10 protein-coding genes and 1 tRNA gene are annotated in these 11711 nt (G+C 65.7%); 7 read left to right on the top strand and 4 right to left on the bottom strand.

Translation table 11 applies throughout. The annotated features are described in order from the left end of the window. Positions 1-28: 28 nt before the first annotated feature. From CH296_RS19270 to CH296_RS19280, 3 genes are all read right to left on the bottom strand, one after another. On the bottom strand, positions 29-1156 hold the full coding sequence (locus CH296_RS19270) for a class I SAM-dependent methyltransferase (RefSeq protein WP_094685541.1): 1128 nt from the start codon (positions 1154-1156) through the stop codon (positions 29-31). After that, entirely contained in the window at positions 1153-2295 is a 1143-nt protein-coding gene (locus tag CH296_RS19275) for a N(5)-(carboxyethyl)ornithine synthase (RefSeq protein ID WP_094685542.1), read from the bottom strand. Before CH296_RS19275 ends, CH296_RS19270 begins: the two co-directional genes overlap by 4 nt. A gap of 71 nt (positions 2296-2366) precedes the next feature. Further along, positions 2367-2439: transfer RNA gene (locus tag CH296_RS19280), tRNA-Arg, on the bottom strand. Positions 2440-2584: 145 nt separating this feature from the next. Between CH296_RS19280 and CH296_RS19285 the strand changes: the two genes are divergently transcribed. Together CH296_RS19285 and CH296_RS19290 are read left to right on the top strand one after the other, a co-directional pair. Then, entirely contained in the window at positions 2585-3742 is a 1158-nt protein-coding gene (locus CH296_RS19285) for an XdhC family protein (RefSeq protein ID WP_094685606.1), read from the top strand. A 44-nt stretch (positions 3743-3786) separates the two neighbouring features. Then, positions 3787-5850 (top strand): cytochrome c oxidase assembly protein, encoded by a 2064-nt coding sequence (locus CH296_RS19290; RefSeq protein ID WP_179277778.1) that lies wholly within the window; start codon positions 3787-3789, stop codon positions 5848-5850. A 12-nt stretch (positions 5851-5862) separates the two neighbouring features. Here CH296_RS19290 and CH296_RS19295 read toward each other — a convergent pair whose 3' ends face one another. Continuing rightward, complete coding sequence (locus CH296_RS19295) at positions 5863-6288, bottom strand: MarR family winged helix-turn-helix transcriptional regulator (protein WP_254924271.1); 426 nt, start codon at positions 6286-6288, stop codon at positions 5863-5865. 146 nt (positions 6289-6434) lie between these two features. Between CH296_RS19295 and CH296_RS19300 the strand changes: the two genes are divergently transcribed. The 5 genes from CH296_RS19300 (at position 6435) to CH296_RS19320 (ending at position 11706) form a co-directional block, all read left to right on the top strand. Further along, on the top strand, positions 6435-8183 hold the full coding sequence (locus tag CH296_RS19300; RefSeq protein ID WP_094631064.1) for an ABC transporter ATP-binding protein: 1749 nt from the start codon (positions 6435-6437) through the stop codon (positions 8181-8183). A 10-nt stretch (positions 8184-8193) separates the two neighbouring features. Next, positions 8194-8853: a YigZ family protein gene (locus CH296_RS19305; RefSeq protein WP_235387072.1), complete on the top strand. Its 660-nt coding sequence runs from the start codon at positions 8194-8196 to the stop codon at positions 8851-8853. Between the two features lie 165 nt (positions 8854-9018). After that, positions 9019-9498, top strand: a complete 480-nt coding sequence (locus CH296_RS19310; RefSeq protein WP_094631065.1) for a single-stranded DNA-binding protein — start codon at positions 9019-9021, stop codon at positions 9496-9498. Between the two features lie 116 nt (positions 9499-9614). Further along, complete coding sequence (ettA, locus tag CH296_RS19315; RefSeq protein WP_032394612.1) at positions 9615-11294, top strand: energy-dependent translational throttle protein EttA; 1680 nt, start codon at positions 9615-9617, stop codon at positions 11292-11294. 1 nt (position 11295) lies between these two features. Beyond that, positions 11296-11706 carry a thioesterase family protein gene (locus tag CH296_RS19320; RefSeq protein ID WP_094685543.1) on the top strand — a complete coding sequence of 137 codons (411 nt, stop codon included), beginning with the start codon at positions 11296-11298 and terminating at the stop codon, positions 11704-11706. The last annotated feature ends 5 nt before the right edge of the window (positions 11707-11711 follow it).

Consider the following 11711-nt stretch of genomic DNA (forward strand, 5'->3'; position numbering starts at 1 on the left):
CTCGGGCGGCGCTGTCGTGTGTCCACGCTCAGCGTGCGCGCAGCCGCCACAACGACGTGGTCTCGCGCGAGCGCGCCTCGTGCAGCACATCGGAGCTGTCGGTGACGCGTGAGTGCGTCGGGGTGGTGTCGGTGCGGCCGACGACGGCCAGACCCGCAGCGTCGATGGCGGTGAGAAGGTCTGCGCGAGTGACCAATTCGAGCAGTTCGGCGAGGTCGGAAACCACCAGCCATGCTTCACCGTCAGGCGTCAGGTGCCCGCGGAGCCGGCTCAGGAAGGATTTGAGCATTCGAGACCCGGGGTCGTACACCGCATGTTCGATGCCCGATGTCGGTTTCGTGGGGATCCAGGGCGGATTGCACACGATCAGTCCCGCGCGGCCGGACGGGAAGATGTCGGCCTGCACCACCTCGACTCGATCGGCGTACCCGAGAGCATCGATGTTGGCTCGTGCGCACGCGACCGACCGCGGATCCTTGTCGGTCGCGACCACCGAGGTCACCCCGCGCCTGGCGAGTACCGCAGCCAGCACGCCCGAGCCGGTGCCGATGTCGAACGCTCGGTCCGTGTCCGGCAGCGGGGCGTCGGCGACGAGCCGAACGTACTCGCCGCGGACAGGGGAGAAGACTCCGTAGTGGGGATGGATCGAGGCGTCGAGCGCCGGAACGAAGACGCCCTTGCGTCGCCACTCGTGTGCGCCGACCATGCCGAGCAGTTCGCGCAACGACAGCACGCACGGCGCGGCGTCCGGGCCGAGAGCGTCCGTCACGGCCGCCCGCACGTCCGGTGCCCGGCCGAGATCGAGACGGACATCCGAATCGAGTTCCACCAGAAGCATTCCCAGCACTCGCGCACGTCGCGCTTGATACTGGCGGTGCAGATGGAACCGCTCCGCACCCGACGCGTCCGGCAGGTGTTTCGCTGCCGGTACCCGCCGGGTCATCGCCGTCAACAGCTGTCGTGCGTTGTTGTAATCGCCGCGCCACAACAACGCCTCACCGATCGTGGCCATCTTGTACGCCACGTCGGCGGTGGTCGAATCGTTCACGATCCGCACCACGCGCGGTGGGGGAGCGCCGTTCTCGGACTGCCAGCGAGACGTCCGCTCGCTACCGTCCTCGGTCCAGCCGATGATCGACGCTGCGTCCTCGTTCATGCGGCGGTGTGCGGGTACTCCGCACTGCGGTGTTGGAACGCAAGGATATTGGGGTTGATGATGACGCCGCTCCTGATCTCGATCGATCGCTCGATGGTGGCATCACGGCTCCACGCCGAGGGGCCGTCGAGGACGGTTCGCAGATACGGCAGCAACGATTCGCTGATCTCCCAGGTGGCCGAGTTCCACAGATAGGACGGGCTGTGGTCGACGGCGTAGTACTTGACGTTGTCGCCGACGGTGAACATGGGATCGGTGAACGAGGTGGGTCTGGCCCATTCGAAGCCCATTCCCTCGTCGCAGGAGACGTCGACCACGAGAGTTCCCGGTGCGAGAGTGGGTAGATCGTCGTTCGTCAGGAACGTCAACGGTGCATTGGTGTCCTGCAGAACACAATTGACGATCACGTCGTGGTCGGCGAGGAACCGGGACAGCGGCACCCGTCCCTCGGGCGTGAGAGCTCGGCTTCGTCGGGGATCGGCGTCGTCGAGATCGAAGTTCACGATGTTGGCCGAATGAATGGGCGAACCGACGGCCGTGACACCGCGTTGTGTCAGGACGTCGACGTCGTGGATGCCGTGCGCGTTCAGAGCGGTGACGGCACCGCGGGCCGTGGCCCCGAAACCGATGACCGCGGCACGCAACCGTCGGCCGTAGTCGCCCGTGGAACCGATCAGCTGCAGTGCGTGCAGCACCGAGCAGTAGCCGGCCAATTCGTTGTTCTTGTGGAACACATGGAGATTGAACCAGCCGTCCTGCGTCCAGTGGTTCATGGCCTCGAATGCGATCAGCGTCAGTTTGCGTTCGACGGCGATCTGGGTGAGGGCTCGATCCTGGACGCAGTGCGGCCAACCCCACAGGGTCTGCCCGGGGCGAAGCGCGGCGAGATCCTCGGCCTGCGGCTTCGGCAGCAGGATCACATCGCAGCGAGCGATGAGTTCGGCACGGGTGCCGATGCCCGCAACCTGCGCGGCCAAGTGCTCGTCGGACATTCCGAACGGTTCGCCGTAGCCGGATTCGAGAAACATGCGGGCTCGGATGTCGGCATCGATGCGATCGAGATGTAGTGGATGAATCGGCAGTCGCCGCTCATTCGGCTTGCGTGAACGTGAGAGGACTCCGAGAGTGAGCTGATGCACGTGTGACCCTTCGTTACCGTCGAGTCAACCACAGTGGGCCGAGGCGTCACGTGTTCGTGCTGGTCAGAGTGTGCCCCCGGCAGGATTCGAACCTGCGACCAAGGGATTAGAAGGCCCTTGCTCTATCCCCTGAGCTACGGAGGCTGGCTCGTGCGGGGTGGACCCGCTCGAGCACGGTTGACGAGTGTACCTTTCCGCCCGTGCCGTCGAAGCAGGCACGGGGCGAGCTGGCATCCTGAGGGAAGCCGGTGTTCTCGGAATCCTTCCGACCTGTGCCGAAGGAGGTTCGATGCACGACATCTTGGACGACGTACTGCACAGCTGGCAGTTCGGCGACGTGGCCGCGGTCGCGACGGTGGTTCGCACCTTCGATTCGGCTCCGCGTCCGGTCGGTGCGTCGATGGTCGTCGGTTCGGACGGTGCCGTTGCCGGATCGGTCTCGGGCGGTTGTGTCGAGGGTGCGGTGTACGACCTCGCACAGGACGTGATGGATTCCGGCGCGCCCGTCCTCACGCGATACGGGATATCCGACGACGACGCTTTTGCCGTCGGACTCACCTGCGGCGGAACTCTCGACGTGTTCGTGCAGCGGATCTCACGGCACACGTTTCCCGAATTCGAGGCTCTCGTTGCGGACGTTCGCGGCAACGTGCCCGTGGCGGTGGCCACCGTCGTCGCACACTCCGATCCGGAACGGCTCGGCCGAAGGATCGTCGTCGGAGAATCGGGCACCCGTGGCTCGCTCGGCAGCGCGCGGGCCGACGCCGCCGTGGCCGACGATGCGAAAGGGCTTCTCGCCGCGGGTCGTTCGGCTGTTCTGACCTACGGCCCCGACGGTCAGCGACGAGGGGAGGGGATGGAGGTGTTCGTCTCGAGCCACGCTCCGCCGCCGCGGATGCTGGTGTTCGGAGCCATCGACTTCGCCGCCGCGGTGGCGCAGCAGGGCGCATTTCTCGGCTACCGCGTCACCGTCTGCGACGCACGGGCAGTCTTCGCGACCCCGCAGCGGTTCCCCGCCGCCGAGCAGGTCGTGGTCGCGTGGCCGCACGACTATCTGTCCGAGCAGTTCGCGGCGGGAGAGGTGGACGAACGCACTGTCGTCTGTGTGTTGACGCACGACCCCAAGTTCGACGTGCCGCTGCTCGAAGTGGCGTTGCGCATCCCCTCTCTGGCGTTCGTCGGCGCGATGGGATCACGCCGTACCCACGACGACCGCACGGCTCGGTTGCGTGCGGCGGGTCTGACAGAGACCGAACTCACTCGTCTGGCCAGTCCGATCGGGCTCGACCTCGGGGCGCGGACGCCGCAGGAGACAGCGGTATCGATCGCCGCGGAGATCATCGCCCACCGTTGGGGCGGTACCGGTGAACCGCTGCGCGCCCGACGCGGACGCATCCACCACGACGCGACCGAGGCCGTGAGCACGGGCAAGTACGACGCTGTGTAGGACTCGCGTTTCGACTACCGCCGATCACCTCTTACTCTGGTGGTATGGCAACACCGGATCTCGAGAAGACCGAACCCTCGACCGCCGAATTGCAGGCGGACGATGTCCGGGCGGATGTGGATCCGCGTTCGGCCACGACCACGGTGTTCGTCACCGCGGGCGTCATCGCGGGTGTGGTTGCCGCACTCATCGTGATGCTCTCCGCGTCCGACGCCCTGGTGTTGCTCGGAATACCGGACCCGGGCCCGGCCACGACCTACGGTCTACCTGCCCTACGGGCGATAGGCGAGATCGCCGCCGTCATCGCCATCGGATCGTTCCTGCTGGCCGCGTTCCTCGTACCGCCGCAGAAGAACGGCGTGCTCGACGTCGACGGGTACCGCGCCGTGCGGACCGGTTCGGTCGCCTCGATCGTCTGGGCCGTCTGCGCGTTGCTCCTCGTGCCGCTGACACTCTCCGACACCTCGGGGCAGCCCTTCACCGAAGCCATCAAGCCGGCGAACCTGTGGGTCGCACTCGACCAGGTGGAGATCGCCAGCGCCTGGCGTTGGACCGCCATCATGGCCGTTGTGCTCGCCATCGCGTCGCGCACGGTGTTGCGGTGGGCCTGGACTCCCGCACTGCTCGGGTTCTCCCTGGCGACGCTGCTGCCGATCGCGCTGAGCGGCCACTCCTCGGCAGGCGGATCGCACGACATTGCCACCAACAGCTTGATCCTGCACCTCGGAGCCGCGTCGCTGTGGGCGGGCGGACTGTTCGCGCTGCTGGCACACGTTCGCAGGCGCGGTGCGCATGCCGATGTCGCGGCTCGCCGATTCTCCACGATCGCCGGAGTCTGTTTCGTGGTGATGGGCATCAGTGGCGTCATCAACGCGTTGGTTCGCGTATCGATCTCCGACCTGTTCACCACCACCTACGGCCTGCTGATCGTGGGCAAGATCGTGGCCCTGATCGTGCTGGGCGGTTTCGGCTGGATGCAGCGTCGACGCGCACTACCGGCCCTGGTCGCCGATCCCTCGGCCCGTGGGCCGCTGCTCCGCTTCGCCGGAGCCGAGATACTGGTCCTCGCGGCGACCATCGGACTGGCCGTCGGGCTCGGCCGCACACCGCCTCCCGCCGAGATCGACCCCGATCTCACGCCGACAGAGGCTGCACTCGGATACGACCTCAGCGGCCCGCCGACGTTCGCGCGGATGGCGCTGGACTGGCGCTTCGATCTGATCTTCGGTACCGCTGCCATCGTCATGGCCGTGGTGTACCTGATCGGCGTTCGTCGACTGCGGCTGCGCGGCGACGCGTGGCCCGTCGGCCGTACCGTGGCGTGGGTCCTGGGCTGCCTGACGCTTCTGATCAGCACGTCCTCGGGAATCGGTCGCTACTCCACGGCCGTGTTCAGCGTGCACATGACCGGTCACATGATGCTCTCGATGCTGGCACCGGTCCTGCTCGCGCTCGGTGGTGCGTTGACGCTGGCATTGCGGGTGCTGCCCGCGGCGGGCAAGGACGGCGTTCCCGGGATTCGTGAATGGCTGTTGCTCGGACTGCACAGTCGAATCTCGCAGTTCCTGACCCATCCGCTCGTCGCCTCGTTGATCTTCGTCGGCGGCTTCTACGTCCTCTATCTCGGTGGCATCTTCGGAGCGGTACTGGACAGTCACGGCGCGCACCTGCTGATGAACCTGCACTTCGTGCTCAGCGGTTACCTGTTCTACTGGACCGTCATCGGTGTCGATCCGTCTCCGCGCAAGATCGCTCCGGTCACCAAACTCGCAGTCGTGTTCGGTTCGCTGCCGTTCCATGCCTTCTTCGGAGTGGCACTGATGAGTATGAACACCGTGATGGGTGCCTGGTTCTACCGGACGCTCGGGCTGGATTGGAACTCCGATCTGCTCGGGGATCAGAAGCTCGGCGGCGGTATCGCCTGGGCCACCGGCGAGGTTCCGCTGGTGCTCGTCATGCTGGCGCTGCTGATCCAGTGGTCCCGCAGCGACGATCGGGATGCCAGGCGTGGTGACCGCGCCGCCGAGCGCGATCACGATGCAGATCTGGCCGCGCACAATGCGATGTTCGCCGAGCTCGCTCGACGCGATCGAACCGGCGAGCACTGATCGGCCTTCGGGTCAGTCCGTCTCGGCGATCTTGCTCAACAGTCGGTTCAGCTCGACGCGTTCCGCGGGCTCCAGGCCGTCGAACATGTCCGAGGACACCTGACGGCGTGCGTCGTCGATCCGGTCCAGCAGCGCACGGCCGGTGTCGGTCAGCTCGACCAGGACGGCTCGCCGATCGCTCGGGTCCTGTTGCCGCGTCACCAGATGCGCCGCCTCGAGGGAGTCGACGATGTCGGTGGCCGACCGCGCCACGATCCGCAGGTGTTCGGCCAAATCGCGTAGTCGCACGGACTCGGGCTCGCGCGCCAACACGTGCAGGGCTCGGCTCTGCGAAGGATTGAGGCCGAACGGTTCCAACGCAGCCATGTGGCTGCGTCGGATGCGCCGCGCAACGGCCATGAACGAATCGCTCAGGTTGGGCGAGTGTCCGGTTTCCATGCAACGGATCATAGCGACGGTTGCCGGTTACCTCATAGTGAGGTAGCCTCTGCATATCACTTCGGTGACCCCGCACTTCAGCTACCACGGAGGTCTACTTGGAAAGCCGACCCGAACGTTCTCTCCTCGCGTCCGATCCAGCACCCGTGCGCCGAGTCCTGGCTCTGTTCACGCCCTACCGCCGCAAGATCGCCGCCGTCAGCGCGATCATCGTCGTCAGCGCGATCATCGCGCTCGCGTCCCCCTTGCTTCTTCGCGAACTCCTCGATCATGCGATACCCGACCGCGACGTCACGCTCGTCAGCTTCATCGCACTCGGCATGATCGCAGTTGCAGTCGCCACCAACACTCTCGGCGTCGTACAGACCTGGATGTCCAACGGCGTCGGTCAACGACTCATGCACGATCTTCGCGTCCAGGTCTACTCGCACCTGCAACGCCAATCCCTCGGGTTCTTCGCGCGCACCCGCACCGGCGAGGTCCAATCACGTATCGCCAACGACATCGGCGGCATGCAATCGGTGGTCACCAACACCGCCACGTCCATCGCGCAGAACGCCACGACCGTTGCCGCGACGGTGGTCGCACTCTTCCTGCTGGACTGGAAGCTCGCCACGTTCTCGTTGATCATCCTGCCGGTCTTCGTCCGCGTCGCCCGCCGCATCGGCGACGAGCGGCGCAAGATCTCCACCAAACGACAGAAGTTGCTCGGCGACCTGTCGGTGCAGATCGAGGAATCACTGTCGGTCAGCGGCATTCTGCTGGGCAAGACCACCGGTTCCGCCCAGGCACTGACCGACAAGTTCGCCGCCCGATCCCACGAGGTCGCGGGCGTCGAACTCGCGGCGATGATGGCAGGCAAATGGCGCATGGCGACGATCCAGATCAGCTTCGCCGTCATGCCTGCACTGGTGTACTGGTTCGCCGGCATCACCATCGGGCAGGGGAGCGCGCTGACGATCGGCACCCTCGTCGCGTTCACCGCTCTGCAGACCCAATTGTTCCGGCCCACCATGCAATTGCTCAACACCGGCGTCGAGGTGCAGGCCTCGCTCGCCCTGTTCGGTCGGGTATTCGAGTACCTCGATCTACCGATCGACGTCGCCGAGCCCGCACACCCGGTGGCACTGCCCCGGGAGACCGTCCGCGGCGACGTCGCCTTCCGCGGTGTCGACTTCACCTACGCCGCGGCGACGGTTCCGACCTTGAGCGACATCGACCTCGAGGTCCCGGCCGGAAGCACTCTCGCCCTGGTCGGTGCCACCGGATCCGGTAAGACGACCCTGGGCTATCTCGTTGCGCGGCTGCACGATCCGACGGCCGGAACGGTGACCATCGACGGCATCGATCTGCGGGAGCTCGCATCGGAGACCATCGCCGACCTGGTCGGCGTCGTCTCGCAGGAGACGTACCTGTTCCACGCCACCATTCGAGAGAACCTGCGATTCGCCAAACCCGACGCCACCGACGAGGAGATCGTCGCGGCGGCTCGCACGGCGCAGATCCACGACTTCATCGACGGCCTCGACGACGGCTACGACACCATGGTCGGCGAGCGCGGGTACCGCTTCTCGGGCGGTGAGAAGCAGCGCATCGCGATCGCCAGAACGGTGCTGCGCAACCCGCCGATCCTGGTGCTCGACGAAGCGACCAGCGCTCTGGACAATCGCACCGAACGCGCAGTGCAAACCGCGCTCGACGGCCTGATGGAGGGGCGAACGACCATCCTGATCGCGCATCGACTGTCCACGGTGCGCTCCGCGGACCGCATCGCAGTACTCGACCACGGCGTCGTTCGCGAGGTCGGAACCCACGAGTCCCTGCTGGAGAACGACGGCATGTACGCCCAATTGGTCCGTGCCGCAGACGATGTCGTGGACAGTGTGGCTGCATGAGAGTGACCGGGTGACCCCACTGCGCACCATCGCGAGCCGCGTCGAGTGCGAGACCGACGTCAAGAAGTCCAGGTTCGTCGCCGTCGTCGATCGCGCGGGCACCGAAGCGGAGGCGCGGGCGGTGATCGCCGCAGCTCGCAAGGCCGATCCTGCTGCCGGACATCATTGTTCGGCGTTCATCGTCGACGCGTCGTCCACCGACCTGCGCGTCGACACCGCGGGTGAGGCACAACGAGTCGAGCGGTCCAACGACGACGGTGAACCCGGTGGCACGGCAGGTACACCGATGCTCGACGTGCTCCGCGGCCATCACCTGACCAACGTCGTCGCGGTCGTCAGCAGATACTTCGGCGGAACCAAGCTGGGCACCGGCGGACTGGCGCGTGCCTACGGCGGCGCGGTGACCGAGGCCCTGTCCGGAGCGACGTTCCTGACCCGGGAGCGACGCGAGATCATGACGCTCGAACTCGATCACGCCGAGGTCGGCCGGGTGGAATCGGAACTGCGGGGGCATGGAGTCCTGGTGGTCGGCACCTCCTACGGCGCGTGCGCGGTATTGACAGTCGCGGTGCCGGACGCCGATTCGACTGCGGCGCTTGTTGCTTCGCTCACTGCGGGCCGCGTGGTTCCCGTGCTCGACGGCCACATGTACGCCGAAATTCCCGACTAGCACACCTCCCCGACATTCTCGGCTCGCACGGACCCCGATTCCGGCCGTTCATCCACAGACCGGGCAGTTGTCCACATTTCGCCGACTCGTTCACCGCGGACGTTCTCCGCGTAGCAGTCTCGAACTCGATCGCAATCACGCGACATCGATCGAGGGGAAGACAACATGTACGAAGCACAATGCGCCGTGGTCGGCACGGTCATCACCAATCCCGTCAAGCGCTCCACGCCCACCGGCGACGAGGTCCTCAGCTTCCGGATGGCCAGCAACGCCCGACGGCAGGACCGCAACACCGGCGAATGGACCGACGGTGGAACCCTCTACCTGACGGTCACGTGCTGGCGTCGCCTGGTGCGCGGCGTCGGGGCGTCGCTGATGAAGGGCGACCCGATCATCGCCTACGGACAGCTACGCACCAACGAGTACACCAATCGTGACGGAGTCGAACGCGCAGATCTCGAGATGCGGGCCAGTGCCGTCGGACCGGATCTCGCGCGCTGCAACGTCTCGATCCACCGGACGCGAGCGGTGGCATCCGACGCTGCGACGGACGGCGATCCGGGAGCGACCGAACCCGTGGACGCGGATGAGGATCGCGATCACGACCGCATCGACGACGACGTGCGCGAGTCCGTTCCGGCCTGACGCACTCCCGGGACCCGCCGTCCGCGCTGCATCGGAACCTACGATCGGGTGTGGACGGCGGCTGCGCCCTCGGGCGGTGGTGCCGGAGACTCGCTCGCACCGATAAGCTGGGCGTCATGGCTGAATTCATTTACACCATGAAGAAGGTGCGCAAGGCGCACGGCGACAAAGTCATCCTCGACGACGTGACGATGAGCTTCTATCCGGGAGCGAAGATCGGCGTCGTCGGCCCCAACGGCGCCGGTAAGTCCAGCATCCTCAAGATCATGGCGGGAATCGATCAGCCCGGAAACGGTGAGGCGTTCCTCGCTCCCGGTGCCTCGGTCGGCATCCTCATGCAGGAACCGGTCCTCGACGACACCAAGACCGTTCGTGAGAACGTCGAGGACGGCCTCGGCGAGACGATGGTCCAGCTCAAGCGGTACAACGAGATCGCCGAGCTGATGGCCACCGACTACTCCGACGAGCTGATGGAAGAGATGGGCGAGCTGCAGGAAAAGCTCGACCACGCCGATGCCTGGGAGATCGACTCCCAGCTCGAACAGGCGATGGACGCGCTGCGCTGCCCGCCGCCCGAGTCGCCCGTCACCAACCTCTCCGGTGGTGAGAAGCGCCGCGTGGCGCTGTGCAAGCTGCTGCTGAGCAAGCCGGACCTGCTGCTGCTCGACGAGCCGACCAACCACCTCGACGCCGAGAGCGTGCTCTGGCTCGAGCAGCACCTGGCCGCGTACTCGGGTGCAATTCTCGCCGTCACTCACGACCGGTACTTCCTCGACCACGTGGCGCAGTGGATCGCCGAGGTCGACCGCGGACACCTGTACCCGTACGAGGGCAACTACTCCACGTACCTGGAGAAGAAGGCCGAACGCCTCGAGGTATCGGGCAAGAAGGACCAGAAGCTGCAGAAGCGCCTCAAGGACGAACTCGCCTGGGTTCGCTCCGGTGCCAAGGCGCGTCAGGCCAAGAGCAAGTCTCGTCTGGCTCGCTACGACGAGATGGTGGCCGAGGCCGAGAAGACCAGGAAGCTCGACTTCGACGAGATCCAGATCCCCAACCCGCCGCGCCTCGGCGACGTCGTGGTGGAGGTCAAGAGCCTGGACAAGGGCTTCGACGGCCGCGTACTGATCAAGGATCTCTCGTTCACGTTGCCCCGCAACGGCATCGTCGGCGTCATCGGCCCCAACGGTGTTGGTAAGACGACGCTGTTCAAGACGATCGTCGGGCTCGAGGAGCCGGACGGCGGTGAGGTCAAGATCGGACAGACGGTCAAACTCAGCTACGTCGACCAGAACCGGTCGGGCATCGACTCGAAGAAGACGGTGTGGGAGACGGTCTCCGACGGCCTCGACTTCATCACCGTCGGCAACTCCGAGTTCCCGTCCCGCGCGTACATCAGTTCGTTCGGGTTCAAGGGTCACGATCAGCAGAAGCCTGCAGGAGTTCTGTCCGGTGGTGAGCGCAACCGTCTGAACCTGGCGATGACACTCAAGCAGGGCGGCAACCTGATCCTGCTCGACGAGCCGACCAACGACCTCGACGTCGAAACACTCGGATCGCTCGAGAACGCGCTCGAGGAATTCCCCGGTTGCGCCGTGGTCATCTCGCACGACCGGTGGTTCCTGGACCGCACCTGCACGCACATCCTGGCCTGGGAAGGTGGCTTCGGCGACAACGAGGCCGCGTGGTACTGGTACGAGGGCAACTTCGAGGGCTACGAGGCCAACAAGGTCGAACGCCTCGGACCCGACGCGGCCCGTCCGCATCGCGTCACACACCGGAAGCTGACCAGGGACTGACGTGGCAGGAAAGACCTTCACCTGCACGCTCCAGGTGCGGTGGGGAGATTCCGATCGCCTCGGCCACGTCAACAACACCCGCTTCGTCGAATACCTCCAGGAAGGCCGCGTTCAGTTTCTGAACGCGGTCTTGGGAGGCTCGAAGCAACGGGGTGCGGCCGTGGTCCGAAAGCTCGTCACCGATTTTCTGCACCCGATTCTCGACGACTCCGGACCGTTGACGATCGACCTGTGGGTCACGCGTATCGGGACCACCTCCTACGGCGTACGGCACGTGGTGACCGACCGCGACGGAAAAGTGTGCGCGGATGCCGAGGCGACGATGGTCGCCTTCGATCTCGCAACCTCGTCGTCGCGTCCTCTGGACGAGCACGAGCGGGGACTGCTCACCGAGTACCTGCACGTCGAATAGAGCCG

Origin of the sequence: Rhodococcus sp. 14-2496-1d, from assembly GCF_002259365.1 — a bacterium.
Classification (GTDB): Bacteria; Actinomycetota; Actinomycetes; order Mycobacteriales; family Mycobacteriaceae; genus Rhodococcoides.